The sequence below is a fragment of the Marivita sp. genome, assembly GCF_020055635.1.
In the GTDB taxonomy this organism is placed as follows: Bacteria; Pseudomonadota; Alphaproteobacteria; order Rhodobacterales; family Rhodobacteraceae; genus Marivita.
Window position 1 is genome coordinate 69,580 of sequence record NZ_JAIPUT010000012.1, and the last position, 22,606, is coordinate 92,185.

Annotated in this window: 18 protein-coding genes and 1 pseudogene; 12 read left to right on the forward strand and 7 right to left on the reverse strand. The window is 64.5% G+C overall.

Annotated elements, in window-relative coordinates:
* Window positions 1-21 precede the first annotated feature (21 nt).
* The 7 genes from LCF60_RS08430 to LCF60_RS08460 all read left to right on the forward strand — a co-directional run bounded on the left by LCF60_RS08430 (window position 22) and on the right by LCF60_RS08460 (window position 6,522).
* Window positions 22-666, forward strand: coding sequence for a DsbA family oxidoreductase (locus LCF60_RS08430; protein ID WP_292291079.1), 645 nt, complete (start codon window positions 22-24; stop codon window positions 664-666).
* Window positions 663-1,019 (forward strand): potassium channel family protein, encoded by a 357-nt coding sequence (locus LCF60_RS08435; protein WP_292291080.1) that lies wholly within the window; start codon window positions 663-665, stop codon window positions 1,017-1,019. The genes LCF60_RS08430 and LCF60_RS08435 overlap by 4 nt, the downstream gene beginning before the upstream one ends.
* Window positions 1,020-1,107: 88 nt before the next feature.
* On the forward strand, window positions 1,108-2,343 hold the full coding sequence (locus LCF60_RS08440) for a multidrug effflux MFS transporter (RefSeq protein ID WP_292291081.1): 1,236 nt from the start codon (window positions 1,108-1,110) through the stop codon (window positions 2,341-2,343).
* Window positions 2,344-2,368: 25 nt separating this feature from the next.
* The gene (locus LCF60_RS08445; protein ID WP_292291083.1) at window positions 2,369-3,583 is read left to right on the forward strand and encodes an NADP-dependent isocitrate dehydrogenase; all 1,215 of its coding nucleotides are present in this window, start codon (window positions 2,369-2,371) and stop codon (window positions 3,581-3,583) included.
* Window positions 3,584-3,643: 60 nt separating this feature from the next.
* On the forward strand, window positions 3,644-4,264 hold the full coding sequence (locus tag LCF60_RS08450; RefSeq protein ID WP_292291085.1) for a YitT family protein: 621 nt from the start codon (window positions 3,644-3,646) through the stop codon (window positions 4,262-4,264).
* Window positions 4,265-4,502: 238 nt separating this feature from the next.
* On the forward strand, window positions 4,503-6,038 hold the full coding sequence (locus tag LCF60_RS08455; RefSeq protein WP_292291086.1) for a trimethylamine methyltransferase family protein: 1,536 nt from the start codon (window positions 4,503-4,505) through the stop codon (window positions 6,036-6,038).
* Between the two features lie 154 nt (window positions 6,039-6,192).
* Window positions 6,193-6,522, forward strand: a complete 330-nt coding sequence (locus LCF60_RS08460; RefSeq protein WP_292291088.1) for an SMR family transporter — start codon at window positions 6,193-6,195, stop codon at window positions 6,520-6,522.
* Window positions 6,523-6,598: 76 nt separating this feature from the next.
* On the opposite strand, the gene LCF60_RS08465 is transcribed toward LCF60_RS08460, so the two are convergent.
* A complete protein-coding gene (locus LCF60_RS08465) occupies window positions 6,599-7,183 on the reverse strand; it encodes an outer membrane beta-barrel protein (protein ID WP_292291090.1) in 585 nt (194 codons plus the stop codon).
* Between the two features lie 317 nt (window positions 7,184-7,500).
* Between LCF60_RS08465 and typA the strand changes: the two genes are divergently transcribed.
* Complete coding sequence (gene typA, locus LCF60_RS08470) at window positions 7,501-9,321, forward strand: translational GTPase TypA (protein ID WP_292291091.1); 1,821 nt, start codon at window positions 7,501-7,503, stop codon at window positions 9,319-9,321.
* A gap of 61 nt (window positions 9,322-9,382) precedes the next feature.
* On the opposite strand, the gene LCF60_RS08475 is transcribed toward typA, so the two are convergent.
* From LCF60_RS08475 to recA, 3 genes are all read right to left on the reverse strand, one after another.
* On the reverse strand, window positions 9,383-9,670 hold the full coding sequence (locus tag LCF60_RS08475) for a DUF1330 domain-containing protein (protein ID WP_292291092.1): 288 nt from the start codon (window positions 9,668-9,670) through the stop codon (window positions 9,383-9,385).
* Between the two features lie 3 nt (window positions 9,671-9,673).
* Window positions 9,674-12,349 (reverse strand): alanine--tRNA ligase, encoded by a 2,676-nt coding sequence (gene alaS, locus LCF60_RS08480; protein WP_292291094.1) that lies wholly within the window; start codon window positions 12,347-12,349, stop codon window positions 9,674-9,676.
* A gap of 182 nt (window positions 12,350-12,531) precedes the next feature.
* Window positions 12,532-13,611 (reverse strand): recombinase RecA, encoded by a 1,080-nt coding sequence (gene recA, locus LCF60_RS08485; RefSeq protein ID WP_292291095.1) that lies wholly within the window; start codon window positions 13,609-13,611, stop codon window positions 12,532-12,534.
* A gap of 181 nt (window positions 13,612-13,792) precedes the next feature.
* Between recA and LCF60_RS08490 the strand changes: the two genes are divergently transcribed.
* Window positions 13,793-14,398 (forward strand): gamma-glutamyl kinase, encoded by a 606-nt coding sequence (locus tag LCF60_RS08490; RefSeq protein ID WP_292291096.1) that lies wholly within the window; start codon window positions 13,793-13,795, stop codon window positions 14,396-14,398.
* 9 nt (window positions 14,399-14,407) lie between these two features.
* On the opposite strand, the gene LCF60_RS08495 is transcribed toward LCF60_RS08490, so the two are convergent.
* From LCF60_RS08495 to guaB, 3 genes are all read right to left on the reverse strand, one after another.
* A complete protein-coding gene (locus LCF60_RS08495; protein ID WP_292291097.1) occupies window positions 14,408-16,735 on the reverse strand; it encodes a PAS domain-containing hybrid sensor histidine kinase/response regulator in 2,328 nt (775 codons plus the stop codon).
* Window positions 16,736-16,825: 90 nt separating this feature from the next.
* A complete protein-coding gene (locus LCF60_RS08500; RefSeq protein ID WP_292291099.1) occupies window positions 16,826-17,983 on the reverse strand; it encodes an RsmB/NOP family class I SAM-dependent RNA methyltransferase in 1,158 nt (385 codons plus the stop codon).
* 18 nt (window positions 17,984-18,001) lie between these two features.
* A complete protein-coding gene (gene guaB / locus LCF60_RS08505; RefSeq protein WP_292291100.1) occupies window positions 18,002-19,450 on the reverse strand; it encodes an IMP dehydrogenase in 1,449 nt (482 codons plus the stop codon).
* Window positions 19,451-19,586: 136 nt separating this feature from the next.
* Here guaB and LCF60_RS08510 point away from each other — a divergent pair, with 136 nt between their 5' ends.
* The 3 genes and pseudogenes from LCF60_RS08510 to LCF60_RS08520 form a co-directional block, all read left to right on the forward strand.
* Entirely contained in the window at window positions 19,587-20,546 is a 960-nt protein-coding gene (locus LCF60_RS08510) for an agmatinase (RefSeq protein ID WP_292291102.1), read from the forward strand.
* Window positions 20,547-20,678: 132 nt separating this feature from the next.
* On the forward strand, window positions 20,679-21,830 hold the full coding sequence (locus LCF60_RS08515; protein ID WP_292291103.1) for a CoA transferase: 1,152 nt from the start codon (window positions 20,679-20,681) through the stop codon (window positions 21,828-21,830).
* Window positions 21,831-22,340: 510 nt separating this feature from the next.
* Window positions 22,341-22,606 (forward strand): annotated as a pseudogene (locus tag LCF60_RS08520) (drug:proton antiporter); the annotation flags it as partial.

A 22,606-nucleotide genomic window follows, 5' to 3' on the forward strand; every position in this document is an offset into this window, starting at 1 on the left:
AACGACTTGAAAGGAAGACACATGGTCAAGCTCGACATCATGTCCGACCCGATCTGCCCCTGGTGTTATATCGGCAAGACAAACCTCGATCGCGCGCTTGAGCAGCGTCCCGATCATCCGTTCCTGATCACCTGGCACCCGTTCCAGCTCAACCCGGACATGCCCCGCGATGGCATGGACCGGCGCACCTACCTCGAAACCAAGTTCGGCGGCAAGGACGCGGCGGTCAAGGCCTATGCACCGGTGGTCGAAAATGCCGAAAAGGCGGGGTTGAAGATCAACTTCGAAGCCATTGAAAAGACGCCGAATACCCTGGATGCGCACCGTCTGATCCACTGGGCTGGCATCGAAGGTCACCAGAACGCCGTGGTGGATGCGCTGTTCCAGGCCTATTTCGTCGACGGCCGCGATATCGGAGATCACGATGTCCTCGGAGATATCTCAGATGCCTGCGGCATGGATGCCAGCGTCGTCCTGCGCCTGCTGGCCACCGAAGAGGACCGCCGCGACATCGTCGAACGCGACGCCGCCGCGCGCGGCATGGGTGTGACTTCGGTGCCGACCTTCATCGTCGCCAGCCAGCACGCGGTCCCTGGTGCGCAACCGACAGACCTCTGGCTGAAGGTGCTCGACGACCTGGATCAAGGGGCATCGCTGGGCGCATGACCGACCGGATTCGTGTCGCGACGCTCATCTTGACCCTGTTGGTGATCGTGGCCGGCGGGACCGCGTTCTTTCGCTGGGCCGAGGGATGGAGCTGGCTCGACGCCTATTTCTTCACCGTGGTGACATTGTCCACCGTCGGCTATGGCAGCCTGGTTCCCGCCACCACGCTTGGCAAGATCGGAACCACCGTGTTCATTTTTGTCGGTCTGAGCGTGTTTGTCGTTGCCATTCAACAGTTTGGCATGTTCGCCATGCGCAAGCGGGAAGAGCATGTCGAATGGCTCGTCGGTCGGCTTGGCACCCCCACCGAGACCGCCAACAGCGATGACGACCCGGCCAAGCCGGACCGATGACACGCCGCCGCGGGCGTGCGGCGCGCAGGGGGTCTGTTCCCCCCTATGAGTTGGTGCTAGGGCTGTCCGCAAAACTCAGGACAGTCCCATGCCACACGCCATGCCGCGCACCGAATTCATTGCATTGATGGCCATGCTTGCGGCAACCGTGGCCCTGTCCATCGACGCGATGCTGCCCGCCCTGCCGCAGATCGGCCAGGAGCTGACGCCCGACAACATCAACAAGGCGCAATTGATCCTGACGACTTTCGTGCTGGGCATGGGGCTCGGCACGTTCTTCACCGGGCCGCTGTCGGACACGTTCGGGCGCAAGCCGGTCATGCTCTGGGGCGCGGTGCTTTACACCGTCAGCGCGTTCATAGCCTCGCGGGCGGAAAGCCTCGAAGTGCTTCTGATTGCACGGATCTTCCAGGGCATTGGCGCTGCCGGTCCGCGCGTCGTGGCGATGGCCGTGGTGCGCGATCTTTACATGGGACGCGGCATGGCGCAGATCGTGTCCTTCATCATGATCATCTTCACGCTGGTCCCCGCCATTGCTCCGCTCCTGGGGTCATTCGTCATCGACGCCTATAGCTGGCGCGCGGTGTTCTACGGCTTCATGATCTTCTCGGTGATCTCGGCGCTGTGGGTGGGCCTGCGCCTGCCGGAAACCCTGCCGCGTGACCGCCGTCGCCCGTTTCGCGCCGCCGCGCTGCGCAGCGCGGTGGCCGAGATGTTCACACACCCGGTCGTCCGCCTGTCGATCGCGGTGCAGGGCCTGTGTTTCGCCATGCTGTTTTCCATGCTGTCGAGCGTTCAGCAGATCTACGACATCACCTTCGGGCGCGCCGACACGTTTGCGTTGTGGTTCGGCTTCATCGCCATCGTCGCGGGCAGTTCGGGGTTCCTGAATGCCAGCCTCGTGATGCGGCTGGGCATGATGTTCCTCGTGCGCGCGATGCTGATGGCGCAGGTCTGCCTCTCCGCCTTCATGGTTCTTGCCGGCTATGCCGCCAGCGCCGGCCATATCTCGGACACGCTGTTCTTCGCGTTCTTCGTGATCTGGCAAATCTCGGTCTTCTTCCAGGCGGGCATGACGCTGGGCAATCTGGCGGCGATTGCGCAGGAACCGATGGGACATATCGCCGGCATGGCGGCCAGCGTGATCGGATCCGTGGCCACGGTTGTCGGCGTGACACTCGCCATTCCGGTCGGCCTTATGTTCGACGGCACGCCCGTCCCGCTGGCCAGCGCGATTTTCCTCGAAGCGGCCTTGGCCCTGATGCTGATGCGCCTGATGATGCAGGCCGAAATGCAGCTGACACCGCCGGCTGCGATGAACTGACCCGACAAAGGAAAGGGAGCCTCCAATGTCGAAGATCAAAGTCGAAAACCCCATCGTTGAAATGGATGGCGATGAAATGACCCGGATCATCTGGGATTTCATCAAGAAGAAACTGATCCTGCCCTATCTGGACGTCGATCTGCTCTATTACGATCTCGGGATCGAAGAGCGTGACCGCACCGAGGACAAGGTCACGATCGACGCCGCCGAAAAGACCAGGGAGGTCGGCGTCGCCGTCAAATGCGCGACGATCACCCCCGACGAGGCACGGGTCGAGGAGTTCGGTCTCAAGCAGATGTGGCGCAGCCCGAACGGCACGATCCGCAACATCCTCGGCGGCGTGATCTTTCGCCAGCCGATCATCTGCCGCAACGTGCCGCGCCTCGTGCCCGGCTGGACCCAGCCCATCGTGGTGGGCCGCCACGCCTTTGGCGACCAGTACAAGGCCACGGATTTCAAGTTTCCCGGGCCAGGCAAGCTGACGATGAAATTCGTCGGAGAAGACGGCCAGGTCATCGAACGGGATGTCTATGACGCACCGTCCTCCGGCGTCTTCATGGGGATGTACAACCTCGACGCCTCGATCCGCGATTTCGCGCGCGCGTCGCTGAACTATGGCCTGAACCTTGGCTGGCCGGTCTACCTGTCGACAAAGAACACGATCCTCAAGCAATATGACGGCCGCTTCCTCGAGATCTTCCAGGAAATATACGACGCCGAGTTTCGCGAGGCGTTCGAGGCGAAAGGCATCGAATACCAGCACCGCCTGATCGACGACATGGTCGCCTCGGCGCTCAAATGGTCTGGGGGGTTTGTCTGGGCCTGCAAGAACTACGACGGCGACGTGCAGTCAGACACCGTGGCGCAGGGCTTCGGATCGCTGGGCATGATGTCCTCGATCCTCATGACGCCCGATGGCAAGATCGTCGAATCCGAAGCCGCCCATGGCACCGTCACCCGCCATTACCGCCAGCACCAGGCGGGAGAACAGACCTCGACCAACTCCATCGCCTCGATCTACGCCTGGACCGGCGCGCTCAAGCACCGCGCCAAGCTGGACGAGAACATCAGCCTGCGCGCCTTTGCCGAAACGCTGGAGCGGGTGGTGGTCGAAACCGTCGAGGCCGGGTTCATGACCAAGGACCTTGCCCTGCTTGTCGGACCCGAACAAAGCTGGCTGACGACGATGGGCTTTCTCGAAAAACTCGATCAGCGGCTCAACGCCGCGCTCACCGGCTGATGCCGGGGCGGTCGGCGACGGAGGCTTGACAAGAGGAACATATGTCATAATTGCTGACCTATGTTCCTGCTCAGCACACCCCCCGCCGACCGCCATTCCCCCTTCGAGGACGCGCAAGGTATCCTCGTCGGCGCCACGCTCGTCGCCCTCGGCATCCAGTTTCTCGCCTCGGCAAACCTGATGACGGGCCAGATCGCCGGGTTGTCCCTGCTCGGCAGCTACGCAACCAGCTGGTCCTTCGGCGTGATCTTCTTCGTGCTCAACCTGCCCTTCTACCTGCTCGCCGTGCAGCAACTGGGCTGGACCTTCACCTTCAAGACCTTTGGCGCGGTGGCGGTGATGTCGGCGATCTCGGAACTCTTCCCGCTGATCCTGACGGTCGAGACCGTCCACCCGGCCCTCGGCGCCGCACTGGCGGGGGTGCTGATCGGTGTCGGTCTGATCGTCCTCTTCCGGCACGGTGCGACGCTGGGTGGCGTGGGCATCGTGGCGCTCTGGCTTCAGGACAGGCACGGCATCCAGGCGGGCAACACGCAGCTTGGCTTCGATCTTCTGGTCTTCGGCCTCGCGTTTTTCCTGCTGCCGGCTCCGGTGGTCCTCTGGTCGCTCTTCGGCGCGGTGATCCTCAACCTCATCATCACCGTCAACCACCGCCGCGACCGCTACGTGGCGCGCTCCTAGGTCGTTTACCGCAGCCGGAGCGTCGAAAACGACATCCTGTCGCAATTGGAGCAGAGTTTGCCCGGTGTTCGGGCGCAGCGTTTCCGGGACAGCACGGAGACGCGCATGCGCGGTGATCGGTCCACACTTGCAGTGATCCTGCGCACGATCGGCGCGCGACGCGGGCGCGCGGCCCGGGGCCGGCCCTGACGGGGAAATCAAAGGCCAGCCGTCCCGTCCCCCATCGAAAGTCCCGAACATGACCGATCTTTCCCCACGTCGCGCCGGAGGCCGTGCCGCCCGACGCTTTGCCCGCGCCAATCCGCTTGCCGATGACCTGCGCCCGATCCGCCCCGGCATGTCCGGCGGCCGCTACGCACCGCTCGCCACGCAGGATCTCGACCGCATCCACGACGCCGCCCTGCGCGCGCTGGAAGAGATCGGGCTGGCCGATGCGCCGCCCTCGGGTGTCCGGCTCCTGACAGACGCCGGAGCGCGGCTTGGCGATGACGGCCGCATCCGCTTTCCCCGGGCGCTGGTCGAAGACATGCTGGCCCTGGCCAACCGGACGGTGACCCTGCATGGCCGCGATCCGCGCCACGACCTCGACCTGTCGGGCACCCGCGTGCATTACGGCACCGCCGGGGCGGCGGTGCACCTGGTGGATGTCGCGACCGGTGCCTATCGCGACAGTACGGTGCAGGATCTGCACGACGCCGCGCGCATTGCCGACCAGCTGGACAACATCCATTTCCTGCAGCGCCCGATGGTGGCCCGCGACATCCCCGACACCCGCGAGATGGAGCTGAACACCATCTATGCCTGCTGCTCCGGGACACTGAAACATATAGGCACCTCCTTTTCCGAAGCCGCCACCGTGCCCGAGGCGCTCGACCTGCTGCACCTGGTCGCGGGTGGTGAAGCGGCGTGGCGGGCGCGGCCCTTCGTGTCGAACTCGAACTGTTTCGTCGTCCCGCCGATGAAATTCGCCACCGAATCCTGCGAAGTCATGGAGGCCTGCATCCGCGGCGGCATGCCCGTGCTGCTGCTCAGCGCCGGTCAGGCGGGCGCCACCGCTCCGGCCTCGATCGCCGGGGCCATCGTGCAGGCCGTGGCCGAATGCCTGGCGGGCGTCGTCTATGTCAACGCGCTGGCGCCGGGCCACCCGGCGATCTTCGGCACCTGGCCCTTCGTGTCGGACCTGCGCACCGGTGCGATGTCCGGCGGTTCGGGCGAACAGGCGCTGCTGACGGCGGGCTGTGCCCAGATGCACCGCTATTACGGGCTCTGCGGCGGCGCGGCGGCCGGCATGGCCGATGCCAAGCTGCCGGACATGCAGGCCGGGTGGGAACAGATGTGCTCGAACGTGCTGGCCGGTCTTGCCGGGCTCAACATGGTCTACGAAGCGGCGGGGATGCACGCGTCCCTCCTGGGCTTCTGCCACGAAAGCCTGATCCTGGGCGACGACCTGATCGGCCAGGCGCTGCGCTGTGTCCGCGGCATCGACGTCGCCGAAGACGACCTGAGCCTCGACGTGATGCGCGCCACCTGCCTTGGCGGGCCGGGACATTATCTCGGCAGCGACGACACGCTCAAACGCATGCAGCGCGATTATGTCTACCCGGCGCTTGGCAACCGCGCCTCACCCAAGGAATGGGTGGAACAGGGCCAGCCGATCCTCGTCGACACCGCCACCGCCCGCAAAGAGATGATCCTGTCGCACCCCTCGCGCGCCCGTCTTGCGCCGGATGTGGACAGGGCAATCCGCAACCGTTTCAACATCCACCTCGCCTGACGCGCCCTTCTTCTCTTTTCAAATATGCCGGGGGGTTCGGGGGGCTGGCCCCCCGACACACCGTCCAAAGCCCCATCTCCTTGCATCGAAGGACAAGGGACTGGCCCCGCCGCCCGCGATGCGCCATGAAGCGCGTATCGCGAAGGAGACCGCCATGCCCTATCTCATCCTCATGCTCGCCGTTCTGGCGGAAACCATCGGTACGACGGCGCTACAGGCCAGCCAGCAATTCAGCCGCCCGCTGCCCTCGGCCATCGTCGTTGTGGCCTATGGCGCGGCCTTCTACCTCTTGGCCATCGCGCTGAAATCCTTTCCGGTGGGCATCGCCTACGCGATGTGGTCCGGCATGGGGATCGTGTTCATCGCCATCATCGGCTTCGCGGTGTTCGGCCAGCGGCTCGACCTCGCCGCGATCCTCGGCATCGCGCTGATCCTGGCGGGGATCGTGGTGATCAACATCTTCTCGAACACCGCCATGCACTGAACCGGAAGAACCGGAACAAGAAAACGCGCACCGGTTGCCCGATGCGCGTTTCCACTCTTGCAGCGGCGATCCGCCCTCAGAAGCGGAAGCTGCCGCGGATCGACACCGTGTCGGCGTCGACATCGACATCCGTGTCGTCGAAATCCTCGAACCGGTGCGCGAGGTATTCGCCACCGACGGAGAATTGATCGGTCACCTTGTATTCGATGCCCACACCGCCGACGATCCCGGTGTCGTCACCGATATCGGTACCAAGATGGGCCGCACCCACCGTGCCGTAGAACAACGTGCGGCCAAAGTCATAGCCGCCGCGCAGCTTGGCACGGATCACGTCGTCGACCTCGACACCGCCCAGGGCGATGTCTTCCCCGGCCTGGTAGTCAAGCTCGCCACCCAGGACGAACCTGCCGAAGTCGTAGTCGTACCCGCCAAAGACGCCGTAGACAGCCTCGCTGTCGTCGAAATCGTCGATATCGGCGGACAGTTCGCCAAAGCTCAGACCGGCATAGCCGCCGGTCCAGTCGCCGTCCATCGGACCGGTCGGAGCGACCGTCACGGGCTCGGCGATCATCGGCTCCGGCTGTGCCCCTGTCGGTCCCCCGGCATGGACCATGCCCGCGGCGGAGATCGCGGCGACCGTGCTTAGCAGAATGCGTTTCATGAGATATCCTCTTATGGTTTGTCGTGTTGCGTCGCGACAGGAGTCAGTCCGACCTGCCCCGCTCAGTCAGTAACGTCAGAAGTCTTGATCGCGTTTCAATGCCGATTGTCAGGACTTGGTTCCACGGCCCGAATTTCCGGCTGAACCCTGCCGAAATCGGCGGGCGATCAGTGCTTTGTCGCCGGTTCCCTGTCACGGTCGCGTGAGGCACGAAATGTGGCCCCGCGGCAACACCGTGCCGATCTGGCTTTTTTGCTGGTGTTCCGCAACTCAGCCTAGTAACCCCCGCGCAACTCATCCCTGCACGAGACAAAGACATGGACCTTCGCAATATTGCGATCATCGCTCACGTGGACCACGGCAAGACGACGCTGGTCGACGAACTGCTCAAGCAATCCGGTGCCTTCCGCGCCAACCAGGCCGTCGCCGAGCGCGCCATGGACAGCAACGACCTCGAACGCGAACGCGGCATCACCATTCTGGCCAAGGCCACCTCGGTGGAATGGAAAGGCACGCGCATCAACATCGTCGACACCCCCGGCCACGCCGATTTCGGCGGCGAGGTCGAACGCATCCTGTCGATGGTCGATGGCGTGGTCCTGTTGGTGGACGCCGCAGAAGGCCCGATGCCGCAGACGAAATTCGTGACCTCCAAGGCGCTGGCGCTGGGGCTGCGCCCGATCGTGGTGCTGAACAAGGTCGACAAGCCCGACGCCGAACCCGACCGGGCGCTGGACGAATGTTTCGACCTCTTCGCCAACCTCGACGCCAACGAGGACCAGCTGGATTTCCCGCATATGTATGCCTCGGGCCGCTCGGGCTGGGCCGACACCACGCTGGACGGGCCGCGCAAGAACCTTGATGCCCTGTTCAAGCTGATCGTCGATCACGTCCCGGCCCCCAAGCAGATCAAGCATCAGGACGAAGACTTCCGCATGCTGGCGACGACGCTGGGCGCGGACCCGTTCGTGGGTCGCATCCTGACCGGCCGGGTCGAGACCGGCCGCCTCAAGGTCGGCGCCACCGTGCAGGCGCTGAGCCGCGTCGGCCAGAAGATCGAACAGTTCCGCGTCACCAAGATCCAGGCCTTCCGCGGGCTTGGTCCGCAGGACATCGACGAGGCGCTGGCAGGCGACATCGTCAGCATCGCGGGCATGTCCAAGGCGACCGTGGCCGACACGATCTGCGCGCTGGCCGTCGACGAACCGCTCGAGGCGCAACCGATCGATCCTCCCACCATCACCGTGACCTTCGGCATCAACGACAGCCCGCTGGCTGGCCGCGATGGCAAGAAGGTCCAGTCGCGGGTGATCCGCGACCGCCTGATGAAGGAAGCGGAATCCAACGTCGCGATCAAGATCAAGGACACACCCGGTGGCGAAGCCTTCGAAGTGTCCGGCCGTGGCGAACTCCAGATGGGTGTCCTGATCGAGAACATGCGCCGCGAAGGGTTCGAGCTGTCGATCTCGCGTCCGCAGGTGATCATGAAGGAAGGCGAAGACGGCAAGATGCTGGAGCCGGTCGAGGAAGCCACGATCGACGTGGATGACGATTATTCCGGTGCGGTGATCGAAAAGCTGACCGGCGCGCGCAAGGGTGAACTGGTCGAGATGCGCCCCGCCGGTGCCGGCAAGACCCGCATCATCGCGCATGTCCCGTCGCGCGGCCTGATCGGCTACCACGGTGAATTTCTCACCGACACGCGCGGCACCGGGGTTCTCAACCGCGTGTTCCACGGCTGGACCCCGCACAAGGGTCCGATCCCGGGCCGCCGCGCGGGCGTTCTGATCTCGATGGAAAACGGCACCTCCGTGGCCTACGCGCTGTGGAACCTCGAAGACCGGGGCCGCATGTTCATCGGCGCGCAGGAAGCGATCTATACCGGCATGATCATCGGCGAACACAGCCGCGAGAACGATCTCGAGGTGAACCCGCTCAAGGGCAAGAAACTGACCAACGTGCGCGCCTCGGGCACCGATGACGCGGTGCGCCTGACCACGCCGATCACGCTCTCGCTGGAAGAGGCCATCGCCTATATCAACGATGACGAACTGGTCGAAGTGACGCCGAACGCGATCCGTCTGCGCAAGCGCTATCTCGATCCGCATGAACGCAAGCGGATGTCGAAAGGCAACTGACGCCTGTCGGGCTTGGCAGAAAACAAGACGGCGCACACCGAAAGGTCTGCGCCGTTTTTCTTTATTCGGTGGTTTCCACGATCAGCAATTCGCGCTCCGATGCGCCGCGCGCATGGTCCAGCGCGCGCTGGTACTCCGGACTGTTGTAGCAGGCCTCGGCATCCTCGATCGACGGAAACCGCGCCACAACGTTGCGCGGCCGTTCCTGCCCCTCAAGCTGCACATAGCGGCCGCCGCGGGCAATGAACTGCCCGCCATGCTTGGCAATCGCCGGGCCCGCCAGTTCGGCGTATTTCGCATAGGCGTCGGGGTCGGTCACCGTGACATGGGCGATCCAGAGTGCAGGCATTTGTTATCCTTTCAAAACGGCTTCGGCGGCCTTGATCGCGGCCTCGGCATTGCCTGCCGATGCGCCACCGCCCTGCGCCATGTCCGGACGGCCACCGCCGCCCTTGCCGCCCAATTCTGGCACGGCCGCTTTGACCAGATCAACTGCCGAAACGCGGCCTGTCAGATCCGAGGTCACTCCGGCTGCCACAGCCGCCTTGCCGCCGGTATCCGCGATCAGCAGAACCGCCCCCGACCCAAGCCGTTGCTTGTGCTCGTCAATCAGCGGCGGAAGGTCCTTGCCCGACACGCCCGACAGCACTTGGGCCAGGAATTTCACACCGTTGATCTCGCGGGCCTCGGCGCCGCCGCCCTGGCCCGATCCGCCGGCCATCGCCAGTTCCCGCCGCAGCTGTGCGACCTCGTTCGACAGCGCCTTGCGTTCGTCCAGCAGCGCCCGCACCCGTGCCGGCACGTCCGTGGACTGCGCCTTCAGTTCCAGCGCAACCTCGGCCAGCCGGTGATCCTGTTCCGACAGGTAGCGAAATGCCTCGGCCCCGGTCAGCGCCTCGATCCGCCGAACACCCGCGCTCGACGCGGAATCGCCCAGCGTGACGAACACGCCGATATCGCCCGTGCGCCGCACATGGGTGCCGCCGCACAGTTCGAGCGAATAGGTGTTGCCCGTGCTGCCCTTGCCCGATCCGGCATGTTCGCCCATCGACACGACCCGCACCTCGTCGCCGTATTTCTCGCCGAAAAGCGCCTGCGCGCCCATCGCACGGGCGTCATCCGGGGTCATGATCCGCGTCTCGACCTGCGCGTTCTGGCGGATGTACTCGTTCACCTCGGCCTCGACCTGCTTCATCTCGTCCAGCGTGAGGGCCTTGCCGTGGCTGAAATCGAACCGCAGACGATCTGGCGCGTTCAGCGATCCGCGCTGCGCCACGTGATCGCCAAGCGCCCGGCGCAACGCTTCGTGCAGCAGGTGCGTGGCCGAATGGTTCGCCCGGATCGACGTGCGCCGGTGGTGATCCACCTCGAGCTGCACCGCCTCGCCGGTCTTGAACTTTCCGCGCCTGATCGTGACCTGATGCGCAAAAATCCTGCCGCCGCCCATGCGCTGCGTGTCCGTGACCTCGGCCTGATCGTCTTCGTTCTCGAGCCGCCGCAGCCAGCCGCTGTCGCCCACCTGGCCCCCGGCTTCGCCATAAAACGGCGTCTGGTTCAGCACGACCCAACCGGTTTCGCCTTCCGACAGCGCGTCCACCGCCGCGCCATCCTTGACCAGCGCCAGCATCTGCCCTTCCGCGGCCTCGGTGTCGTAGCCCAGGAAATCGGTGGCGCCATGCGTTTCCGCCAGGTCGAACCAGATCGCCAGGTCCGCCGCTTCGCCCGATCCCGACCACGCCGCCCGCGCCTTGGCCTTCTGCTCGGCCATCGCGGCATCGAACCCGTCGGTATCCACGGTTCGGCCCTGTTCGCGCAGCGCGTCCTGCGTCAGATCCAGCGGGAACCCGTAAGTGTCGTAAAGCTTGAACGCCGCTGCACCGGGCAACGGCGCGTCCTTGGCCAACCCGCCCAGTTCCTCGTCCAGCAGCTTCAGCCCGCGATCCAGCGTCTGCTTGAACCGCGTCTCCTCGAGCCGCAATGTCTCTTCGATCAGGGCCTGCGCCCGCGACAGCTCGGGGTAAGCCGCCCCCATCTGGCGTACCAGGGCCGGCACCAGACGGTGCATCACCGGATCCTGCGAGCCAAGCAGATGCGCATGGCGCATCGCGCGGCGCATGATCCGGCGCAGCACGTAGCCACGCCCGTCATTGCTGGGCATCACCCCGTCCGCGATCAGGAACGAGGTCGACCGCAGGTGATCGGCGATCACCCGGTGATGCGTCTTGCCCGGACCGTCCGGGTCGGACGAGCTTGCATCCGCCGACGCTTCGATCAGCGCGCGCATCGTGTCGGTGTCGTAATTGTCATGGCTGCCCTGCAACAGCGCGCCGATCCGTTCCAGCCCCATGCCGGTGTCGATCGACTGCATGTCGAGCGCCTTCATCGAGCCGTCTTCGAACTGTTCGTTCTGCATGAAGACGATGTTCCAGATCTCGATGAACCGGTCGCCATCCTCCTCGGGGCTGCCCGGAGGCCCCCCCCAGATATGGTCGCCGTGATCGTAGAAAATCTCGGTGCAGGGGCCACAGGGGCCGGTCGGGCCCATCTGCCAGAAATTGTCCGAGGTCGCGATGCGGATGATCCGGCTTTCCGGAACGCCGACTTTTTTCCAGATCTCGAACGCCTCGTCATCGGTGTGGTAGATCGTGACATAGAGACGCTCGGCCGGAATGCCGAAATGTTTCGTGATCAGTTCCCACGCAAAGGGGATCGCCTCGTCCTTGAAATAGTCGCCGAAGCTGAAGTTCCCCAGCATTTCGAAGAACGTGTGGTGCCGCGCCGTATAACCGACATTGTCGAGATCGTTGTGCTTGCCTCCCGCGCGCACGCATTTCTGCGCCGTGGTCGCCCGCTGGTAATCGCGATGCTCGACCCCGGTGAACAGGTTCTTGAACTGCACCATGCCCGAGTTGACGAACATCAGCGTCGGGTCGTTGCGCGGCACAAGCGGGCTGGAGGCCACCACTTCGTGGCCCTGTTTTTCGAAGTAATTCAGAAAGGTGGAGCGGATATCGTTCAGCGTGGGCATGTGGGACCTGACTTCGCGGTGGTGTTGGGCGGGCAATTCCGGTTCGGCCTGAAATAGCCCCTGCCAAAGGGGCTGTCCACAGCAGAGGTGGGCACAAACGCAAACAGGGCAGCCTATCCGCCGCCCTGTGCAAGGCTCTTGCCGCAACCGACGCGGTATCTGCGCCGGTGTCCGGCGATCCGTCAGGATTCGACGATATCGTCCTGACTGTCATCGCCCGAAGACGACATGTCGAATTCCAGCCCATGTGCGGCGCGGATCTTGTCTTCGATCTCCAGCGCCATGGCCGTGTTTTCCTTCAGGAAGGTCTTGACGTTTTCACGCCCCTGGCCGATCCGCTCGTCGCCATAGGAGTACCAGGCGCCGGATTTTTCGACCACGCCCGCCTTGACGCCAAGGTCGATCAGTTCGCCGGTTTTCGAAATGCCTTCGCCATACATGATGTCGAATTCCACCTGCTTGAAGGGCGGCGCCACCTTGTTCTTGACGACCTTGACGCGGGTTGCGTTGCCGACGACCTCGTCACGGTCCTTGATCGCGCCGATGCGACGGATATCCAGGCGGACCGAGCTGTAGAACTTGAGCGCGTTGCCACCGGTGGTGGTTTCCGGGCTGCCGAACATCACACCGATCTTCATCCGGATCTGGTTGATGAAGACCACCATGCAGTTCGACCGCGAGATCGATCCGGTCAGCTTGCGCATGGCCTGGCTCATCAGGCGGGCCTGCACACCCACGCTGCTGTCCCCCATGTCGCCTTCCAGTTCGGATTTCGGTGTCAGCGCCGCCACCGAATCCACGACCACCATGCTGACCGCGCCGGAGCGCACCAGCGTATCCACGATCTCGAGCGCCTGTTCGCCGGTGTCGGGCTGTGAAATCAGCAGCTCGTCCAGATCGACACCCAGCTTGCGGGCGTATTGCGGGTCAAGCGCATGCTCGGCGTCGACAAAGGCGCAGACACCGCCTTTCTTCTGTTCCTCGGCCACGCAATGAAGCGTCAGCGTCGTCTTGCCCGAGCTTTCCGGGCCATATATCTCGATGATCCGGCCTTTCGGCAGACCGCCGATGCCGAGCGCGATATCGAGCCCCAGAGAGCCGGTCGAGGTCGACTCGATGTCCCGGATGACGTTTTCGCCCCCCAGCTTCATGATCGAGCCCTTGCCGAATTGCCGCTCGATCTGCGCCAGCGCCGAATCGAGAGCTTTTTGTTTGTTCGCGTCGCGCTTGCTGTCCATTGTGAGAAGGTCTGCCGTTGCCATTGCTTTTGATCCTTATTCCACACCCGATGACGGGCGGCAATTGCTGCTTTCGTTCACCTCTTGTTCTCGTGATGTATGAGGCCAAACCGTGAACATTTCAACGTTTAATTTTCCGTACACTGTTGCGCGTTCCGGTTAAGGAGTGGTTTATGACACATGGTTTTTCTGCGGAGCGCTGTGCATGCTGGTCTTTTGGAAGGAACGCCTGGTTCTTCTGTCCGTCCCGAAGACCGGCACCCACGCCTATGCACAGGCGCTCGGGTCGCGGGCGTCGATCGTGGTGGCGGACCCGCCCGAACTCAAGCACGCCCCGGTTTATCGCTACAACCGTTTCTTCCGCCCGATGTTCGACAAGATGGGCGCCACGGATCTTGAACTTGTGGCGGTGATCCGTGAACCGCTGGACTGGTTGGGAAGCTGGTACCGCTACCGGCAGCGCAGCGATCTCGACGGACATCCGGCCTCGACCAGGGGCGTGTCCTTCGACGATTTCCTCGACGCCACCTGCGAAGCCGATCCGCCGGCCTTTGCCAATGTCGGATCGCAGGCCAGGTTCGTCGAGCCGCGCCCGAACGGCACATCCGTCAGGCATTTCTTCCGTTACGAGGATCAGCAGGGTTTGCAGGCCTTTCTCGCGGAACGGCTTGGCCCCCTGCCGGACATCCCCGTGGCGAACGCGTCGCCCCTTGCGCATCTGGTCGCGTCTCCCGGCACCGAGGCCCGACTGCGCGCGCAGCGCGCAACCGACTTCGCGCTGTGGGACTCGATTCCGGTGCGCGCCGGTTGAGGACCGGGATCAGGGTGCGGCTCCCGCGCCGGGAGCGACCTGGGACGTGACCAGTTGCTGGTTCACGATGGTGGTCAGGTCAGTCAGAGAGAACGGCTTGGCCAGAAAGGCCGACGCCTTGATCCGTGCGCCCTGCGACTTGAACACGTCTTCAGCATAGCCCGACATGAAGACAACCGGCACATCCGGGCGTGTGGCGCGGGCCTTGCGCACCCAACTGGGACCGTCAAGTCCGGGCATCACGACATCCGTGACAAAGACATCGACCTTGAGATCGATGTCCTTGAGCAGGTCGAGCGCATCCTCGGCGCTGCTCGCCTCGATCACCTTGAAGCCGCGATGCGCCAGCGCTCGGGACGCAAAGGCGCGCACCGGCGCCTCGTCCTCGACCAGGAGCACCACACCGTCGCTCATCCGGATTGCCTGCGGCGCAGGCGGAGGAAGCTCGACGACAGGCTCGATCGCGGGCTCGTCGCTGATCGGGAACATCAGGGTGAACACGCTGCCCTTGCCCGGCGTACTGTCGACGAAGATGAAACCGCCGGTCTGTTTGACGATGCCATAGACCGTGGACAGGCCCAGCCCGGTCCCTTCGCCCGTGCGCTTGGTCGTGTAGAAGGGTTCGAACACCTTTTCGAGCTTGTCATGCGGAATGCCGATCCCGTCATCCTGCACCCGCACCACGACATAGGTGCCCCTGGGCACCTTGGCGCGGCCATGCTGCAAGGGTTTTTCGAGGATGCGTTCGTCTGTTTCAATCAGGATCGTGCCCCCGTCCGACATCGCATCGCGCGCATTTACGACCAGGTTCATGATGACCTGTTCCAGCTGACGCTTGTCGGCCCGGATGGCCGGCAGAACCGGGTTCTGGCGCAGTTCGAGCGACACTTTCTCTCCGACCAGCCGGTTCAGCAGATGGGTCAGATCGGACAGGATATCGCGCAGGTCCAGCCGTTCGGGGCTGAGCGTCTGCTTGCGTGAGAAGGCCAGCAACTGGCCGACAAGACCCGCCGCGCGATTGGCGTTCTGGTGAATCTGGATCAGGTCGCCATATTCGGGATCACCCTGATCGTGGCGCAGCAGGAGCAGATCGCAATGCCCTGATATCGCCGTCAGCAAGTTGTTGAAATCATGCGCGACACCGCCCGCCAACTGTCCGATCGCCTGCATCTTCTGGCTCTGCACGAATTGCGCCTCCAGACTCTTGAGTTCGGTCGCATCGTTGAGCACCGCCACCAGAACGGTCTGGCCGGCTTCGACGACGCGGGTCAGCGTGACCTGGACGAACATTTCCTGGTCGGACCGGGTGAGCCTGAGAAATTCGGACCGACCCAGCCCCTTGCCGGCTGCCGCGTCGGAAAGCCAGTCCGGGATCGATCGGCCCAGCCCCTCCATCAGGTCCGACAGGTTGCGGTCATCGTCCTTTCTGGCGCGCAAGAGATCCCGCGCACAGCGGTTCGCCTTGGCCACGCAGCCTTCCGGCGTGACCTTGAGAAGCGGCACCGGAAGCGCCTCGAACCCGGCATCATCGGAGGTGGTGTTTTCGGGTACGGAATTCGGCACGAGAACGATTTCCTCGCGCCCCATTCCGGCGGGATGAACCTTGACGGTGAACTCGTGATCCACCCCGTCGGTCTGAACCTGGTGGGTTTCACCCGGGCGGAGCGGTGTGTCGGTGATCAATTCGTCAAGCCGGCGCACCCGTCCCCCGGCAAGGGCGCGGGCGGCCGGGTTCATCCAGAGCACCGTCCCCCCGCGCCCGACGGTCAGGGCCGGGTAATGCACCTTGCCGGACGGGCCCGGGGCGCCCTGATCCTGGAACAGCTCGAAGCGCCACATCAATGCATCGGGGCCGACCTGATGCGCGGAGAGGCGCAGATGTCGATCCGGCAGGACAACCTTTTCGGACGCGATACCTTCTGCCATTGCAGCAGCCTGCACCCGGTGGATCAGCCCGGCCGCATCCGCCACATGCCGTCCCACCATGCTGCGCAAGGACTGCCCCTCCGCAGCCTTGAGCAGGGTTTGCGCAACACGGTTCCCGGTAAGAACCGTGCCGTCGTGATCGGTCAGAACGCAGGCCGAGGCATCATGTTCGACAAGCAGGGCTAGGTCGCGCAACGCCGATCGCCGACGCCAGGACCGCCAGACATGCGCAAGCGTGGTCGCCACTGTCACAAGGCCAAAGGCCATCGCCGCGGCAACAAAACCGGTCTGGATTGTCGCGCTTGGGGCAAGATACCCCAGCACAGCGCTGAGAACCGCAAACCCCAGCAGGGCAGCCTTGGCAGAATACAGGCGCTGGGAAACCGGGATCGGTCGGTCGAAATAGGTCATCAAATGAGCCCTTGGGGACAGCAGGTTCCCGCCATTTGACCGCAAGAAAATTAAGCGACACTTAAGACGATAACGCCTCAGGGTTGTAATTTATTCGGACTCTCTCGTCAAGATCGACACGAAAAACCCGTCCCCGCCCTGATCCAGGCCGAATCTGTGCTGCATGGTGCAGGTCCAGGCGGAATGTCTGGCCAGGAATGCGTCGATTTGTGCTTCATTTTCACGAGAAAGCACCGAACAGGTCGCAAAGGCCAGCACGCCTCCGGTTTTCACCAGTTCGGCGGTCTGGTCGAGAATTTGCGCTTGCGTCCGGACCAGCGCGTCCAGACGCTCGGGCGTCAGACGCCATTTGCCCTCGGGGGCGCGGCGCCACGATCCGCTGCCGGAACAGGGCACGTCGCACAGAACAAGATCATATGGCGGTTCCGGCCGGGCGATCAGCACCACCTCCGCCCCGGCCCGCGCGGCGCGTTCGGGCAGATGCGACATGCGGCGCGGGTCGGCATCATGCGCCTCGACCGGCCCGGAGAGACGCGCCGCCATGGCCAGCGTCTTGCCACCGCCACCGGCACAATAATCGAGCACGCGCAGTCCGGGCGCCAGCGGCAGCGCATCGACAACGGCCTGGCTGGCCACGTCCTGAAGCTCGACCAGCCCGGTGGCGAAGGCATCGGATTGCGCGACGCGGCGGGCGCCGTCCTGCACCTCAAGCGCCGTTTCGGAGAGTGGATGCGGCGTGGCCGTGATCGAATCCGCCATCAAGGCGACCTGCGCCGCGTTGCGGTCGGCTTTCAACAGGTTGACGCGCAGGAACACCGAAGCGCGATGCCTCAGAGCTTCAGCCATCGCCAGAGCATCGTCTCCCAAATCATTGGCAAGAAAATCAAAAAGCCAATCCGGAAGATCCGCAGCCTCGGCCCCTTTCGGCACTCTGCCGCCGCTTTCTTCGTCCTCGGCCAAGGGCGCAAGCCCGTAGCCTTCGCCGGTGAACACGGTCTCGGGCCCGGTGCCGGTCTGGCGCAAACGCCCCAGCACGCGCTGACGCCCGGTCTCTCCACCGCCCAGAGCCGCCGTGCTGCGCCAGCAGCGCAGGATGTCGAAGACATGATCCCGGATCGCCGCACGGTCCCGCGACCCGGCAAAGCGGGACCGGCGCGCCCAGTTGGTCAACGCCTTTTCCGACGGCTCGCCAGCGGCGATCCGGTCAAGGATATCGGCCGCGGCGGCCCATCGTGCAGCCGGGGTCATGTCACGCGCCGCATGCCGTCACGCCAGCCGGTAATTCGGCGACTCGCGGGTGATCTGGACATCGTGCACATGGCTTTCCTTGAGACCTGCGCCAGTGATCCGCACGAATTTGCACTCGTGGCGCATTTCTTCGACGGTGGCGCAGCCGGTATATCCCATGGCCGCGCGCAGGCCGCCGACAAGCTGGTGAATCACGGTCTGCGCCGAGCCCTTGTAGGGCACCTGCCCCTCGATGCCTTCGGGCACCAGCTTGTCGCTGGCCGCGTCCTTCTGGAAATAGCGGTCCGCCGAGCCGCGCGCCATCGCTCCGATCGACCCCATGCCGCGATAGGCCTTGAAGCTGCGGCCCTGGTAGAGGATCACCTCGCCGGGGCTTTCGTCGGTGCCAGCGATCATGCTGCCGACCATGGCGCAGGACGCGCCCGCCGCGATCGCCTTGGCGAAATCGCCGGAGAACTTGATCCCGCCATCTGCGATGACCGGAATGTCGCCCGCCGCCCGGGTGCAATCCATGATCGCGGTCAGCTGCGGCACGCCGACTCCGGCGACCATGCGCGTGGTGCAGATCGACCCCGGCCCGATGCCGACCTTGACCGCATCGGCGCCGGCGTCGATCAGGGCGCGGGTGGCTTCGGCGGTGGCGACGTTGCCGGCGATCACCTGCACCTCGTTCGACAGCGTCTTGGCGCGGGTCACGGCATCCAGAACGCCCCGCGAATGGCCATGCGCAGTGTCGATCACCACGATGTCCACACCGGCATCCACCAGCGCCTGGGTCCGTTCGAACCCGGCATCACCCACCGAGCTCGCCGCGGCGACCCGCAACCGGCCCAGCTCGTCCTTGCAGGCGGTCGGGTTGAGCACGGCCTGTTGCGTGTCCTTGAGGGTCAGCAGCCCGGTCAGCTTGTTGTCGCCATCCACGACCAGCAGCTTTTCGATCCGGCGGGCGCGCATCAGGCTGATCGCCTCCTCCCGGTCCGCCGGTTCGCGCAGGATCGCCAGGTTGTCGGAGGTCATCATCACGCTGACCGGCGTGTCGTCCGAGGTGGCAAAGCGCATGTCGCGGTTGGTGACGATGCCAAGCACCCGGCCGCGGTCATCGACCACCGGAAAGCCGGTGAAATTGTAGCGCTCGATCAGGGCCTTGGCATCCGCCAGCGTCTGGTCGGCCCGCAGCGTCACCGGGCTGTAGACAATGCCGCTCTCGAACCGCTTGACCCGGCGCACCTCGCGGGCCTGCTGCTCGACGCTGAGGTTCTTGTGGATCACGCCCATGCCGCCGGCCTGCGCCATGGTGATCGCCATGCGGCCTTCGGTGACCGTGTCCATGGCCGAACTGAGCAGCGGGATGTTGAGCGCGATGCGTTTCGTCACGCGCGTCCGGGTGTCCGCGGTGGACGGCAACACCTCGGACGCCCCCGGCACCAGCAGAACATCATCAAAGGTGAGAGCCTCGCGAATCTCCATCGGAATCCCTTTCCACGGACAGCATCGTTAGGCACGTCCCTATTGCACGGGTTCGACACGGGGGAAAGCCCCAATCGGCCCTTTACCCCTGCGTGGGGCTGACGCAGTCTGGGCGCAAAACACGGGGACCCGAGACATGGCACATGGATACGAGGCAGGCCGGCTGAACCTGCCCTTCACCGGCATCTGCACCTTCGCCCGCAGCCCCTACCAGGCCGACTGGCGCGCCATCGACGCCGATGTGGCGGTGCTTGGCGCGCCCTTCGATGCGGGCACGCAATGGCGGGCAGGCGCCCGTTTCGGCCCGCGCGGCGTGCGCGAGGCGTCCACCCTGTTCAGTTTCGGCCATGCCGGGGCCTATGATCACGAGGATGACGAGACTTACCTCGCCGACACTCGGATCGTCGATCTGGGCGATGCCGATATCGTGCATACCGACACCGTGCAAAGCCACGCCAATATCCGCAGCGGGGTCGCCGCGATCCGCGCGGCGGGCGCGCTGCCGGTGGTGATCGGCGGCGACCATTCGATCAACATCCCGTGTATCGACGCCTTCGAAGGCGCGGCCCCGTTCCACATCCTGCAGATCGACGCGCATCTGGATTTCGTCGACGAACGCCACGGCGTGCGCAACGGCCACGGCAACCCGATGCGCCGCGCCTCCGAAAAATCCTGGGTCAGCGGCATGACCCAAGTGGGCATCCGCAATGTCAGCTCCACCGCCCGCGACGGCTACGAGGATGCGAGGGCGCGCGGATCGGACATCCTGTCGGTCCGGCAAGCCCGCGCACTTGGTCCGCAAGGCGTGGCAGACCGCCTGCCCCAGGGCGCGCCGGTCTACATCACCCTGGACATCGACGCCTTCTGCCCGTCCATCGCACCGGGCACGGGCACCCCGAGCCATGGCGGGTTCCTCTATTACGACGTGCTCGAACTGCTCCAGCAGGTGGCGCAGCGCCACGAGGTGGTCGGCATCGACCTTGTCGAGGTGGCGCCGGATTACGACCCGACCGGCGCGACCTCGATCCTTGCCGCGCAGGTGCTGATGAACCTGCTTGGCTTTGTCTTTCACGCACGGCATACGCAGCATGGATAGGCGCGATACATTGCCCCCGGCATCATCGGCTTTCCGCCGATTGTCCGGAGACCCGTCACAGCCCTGTTGCACTTGGATGCGCGGCTGCGTTGACTGGGGAAAAACCACACCGACAGGCACAGGCAGCACAGCATGGCACAGCCACTTTCCGGCATCACGATCCTTGACCTGACCCATGTCCTTGCGGGGCCGTTCTGCTCCATGACGCTGGCAGATCTGGGCGCGCATGTGATCAAGGTCGAACGCCCGGGCACCGGCGACGACACACGGACCTTCCCGCCCTTTTCCAAGGGAAAGTCGGCCTATTTCGCCGCCATCAACCATAGCAAGAAATCCATCGCGCTCGACCTGAAAAAGGACGCGGATTGCGCCATCTTCGAACGGCTGCTGGGCCGCGCCGATGTGATCCTCGAAAACCACCGCCCCGGCGTGATGGAGCGGCTGGGCTATGGCTGGGACGATCTGCACGCGCAGTTCCCGCGCCTGATCTACGGCGCCGTGTCCGGCTTTGGCCATACCGGCCCCGAAGCCAGGCGACCGGCCTATGACATGGTTGTGCAGGCGCGCGGCGGCGTGATGTCGATCACCGGCGAAAAGGGCCGCGACCCGGTGCGCGTCGGCGCGTCCATCGGCGATATCGTGGCGGGGATGTACCTGTCTCAGGGCGTGCTCGCTGCCCTGATGGACCGCGAAAGAACCGGCGTTGGACGCAAGATCGACGTGGCGATGCTGGATGCGCAACTGGCGATCCTCGAACACGCCGTCGCCATCACATCCGTCACCGGCACACCGCCCGCACCCACCGGCGCGCGGCACCCGTCGATCGCCCCCTTCGAGACCTTCCACGCCACCGATGGGCTGTTCGTGATCGCGGCCGGCAACGACGTGCTGTTCGAAAAGCTGTGTGTGGCGCTGAACCTGCCGCTGTCGGACGATCCGCGCTTTGCCACCAACCCCGCGCGGGTCGAGAACGCCCGCCTGCTCAAGCGCTTGATCGAGGCGGTGACCCTCGACAAGACCCGCGCGCACTGGATCGCCAAGCTGGGCGCGGCAGGCATCCCCAGCGGGCCCATTCAGGACGTCGCACAGGTCATGCGGGATCCGCAGATCCTGGCGCGCAACATGGTGGTCGATGTGCTCGACCGCAACGGACGGCCCGCCTACAAGGCCGCGGGCAACCCGATCAAGATGAGCGGCCTGGGCGATCCCACCGTGCGCCCGCCCGCGCCCGACCTGGATGGCGACCGCGGCGAAATCCTGCGTTGGCTGGAGGGCAAGGGCTAAGCCCGTTCGAACGGGCTTGACCACGCGATTTCCAAATCGCGTCGGAAAGCGGTTTCGAAACCGCTTTTCAAGGCCTTTCGAAAGGCCTTCCACCGCACCGAACGCAGGATTTCCCGATCCTTAACTGCCGCGGCGGCACCTTCCCCACACAAAAGCTTTTGAGCGGGAAGGGTCACTCCCATGCCGCGACACGTGAACTGACAACGCTCTCTGACGCCCCCAACCGGGGCCGACCATGAGAGACCGGTCTCACAAGGCCCCTACAGCGGGGGTACAGGTCCAAAGCCATCGGCTTTGCAGCAAAAGAGCAGTGTCAGGCCCAAGGGGCGGCGCCGCTTCCATGACCAACTCAGCACCTGCACACCGGGCGGAGACATCCGCACCGGCGCGCAGGCATGTCCGGCGTTTGGCCCAGCCATGCCGCTCTGCATAAACATTATGACGCAAATCACCTTTTTCCCGACGCGCGGGACGCTATGGTCCCCGACAACCGTGATCAGAGAGAATCCCATGTCCAACCAAGACCCGCTTGTCGTTTTCACCCCCTCCGGCAAACGCGGCCGGTTCCCGGTGGGGACCCCCGTCCTGACCGCCGCACGGCAACTGGGCGTGGATCTCGACAGCGTCTGCGGCGGGCGCGGAATCTGTTCGAAATGCCAGATCACGCCGGGCTATGGCGAGTTCTCCAAGCACGGCGTCACCGCCCGCGACGGCGCGCTGTCGGACTGGAACCCGGTCGAGGCGCGGTATGACCAGAAGCGCGGGCTGAAGCCGGG

Bases quoted from the DNA above. Each gene is read 5' to 3' on its own strand.
- LCF60_RS08430 (WP_292291079.1), top strand. From the start codon at position 22: ATGGTCAAGCTCGACATCATGTCCGACCCGATCTGCCCCTGGTGTTAT.
- LCF60_RS08435 (WP_292291080.1), top strand. From the start codon at position 663: ATGACCGACCGGATTCGTGTCGCGACGCTCATCTTGACCCTGTTGGTG.
- LCF60_RS08440 (WP_292291081.1), top strand. From the start codon at position 1,108: ATGCCACACGCCATGCCGCGCACCGAATTCATTGCATTGATGGCCATG.
- LCF60_RS08445 (WP_292291083.1), top strand. From the start codon at position 2,369: ATGTCGAAGATCAAAGTCGAAAACCCCATCGTTGAAATGGATGGCGAT.
- LCF60_RS08450 (WP_292291085.1), top strand. From the start codon at position 3,644: ATGTTCCTGCTCAGCACACCCCCCGCCGACCGCCATTCCCCCTTCGAG.
- LCF60_RS08455 (WP_292291086.1), top strand. From the start codon at position 4,503: ATGACCGATCTTTCCCCACGTCGCGCCGGAGGCCGTGCCGCCCGACGC.
- LCF60_RS08460 (WP_292291088.1), top strand. From the start codon at position 6,193: ATGCCCTATCTCATCCTCATGCTCGCCGTTCTGGCGGAAACCATCGGT.
- LCF60_RS08465 (WP_292291090.1), bottom strand. From the start codon at position 7,183: ATGAAACGCATTCTGCTAAGCACGGTCGCCGCGATCTCCGCCGCGGGC.
- typA (WP_292291091.1), top strand. From the start codon at position 7,501: ATGGACCTTCGCAATATTGCGATCATCGCTCACGTGGACCACGGCAAG.
- LCF60_RS08475 (WP_292291092.1), bottom strand. From the start codon at position 9,670: ATGCCTGCACTCTGGATCGCCCATGTCACGGTGACCGACCCCGACGCC.
- alaS (WP_292291094.1), bottom strand. From the start codon at position 12,349: ATGCCCACGCTGAACGATATCCGCTCCACCTTTCTGAATTACTTCGAA.
- recA (WP_292291095.1), bottom strand. From the start codon at position 13,611: ATGGCAACGGCAGACCTTCTCACAATGGACAGCAAGCGCGACGCGAAC.
- LCF60_RS08490 (WP_292291096.1), top strand. From the start codon at position 13,793: ATGCTGGTCTTTTGGAAGGAACGCCTGGTTCTTCTGTCCGTCCCGAAG.
- LCF60_RS08495 (WP_292291097.1), bottom strand. From the start codon at position 16,735: ATGACCTATTTCGACCGACCGATCCCGGTTTCCCAGCGCCTGTATTCT.
- LCF60_RS08500 (WP_292291099.1), bottom strand. From the start codon at position 17,983: ATGACCCCGGCTGCACGATGGGCCGCCGCGGCCGATATCCTTGACCGG.
- guaB (WP_292291100.1), bottom strand. From the start codon at position 19,450: ATGGAGATTCGCGAGGCTCTCACCTTTGATGATGTTCTGCTGGTGCCG.
- LCF60_RS08510 (WP_292291102.1), top strand. From the start codon at position 19,587: ATGGCACATGGATACGAGGCAGGCCGGCTGAACCTGCCCTTCACCGGC.
- LCF60_RS08515 (WP_292291103.1), top strand. From the start codon at position 20,679: ATGGCACAGCCACTTTCCGGCATCACGATCCTTGACCTGACCCATGTC.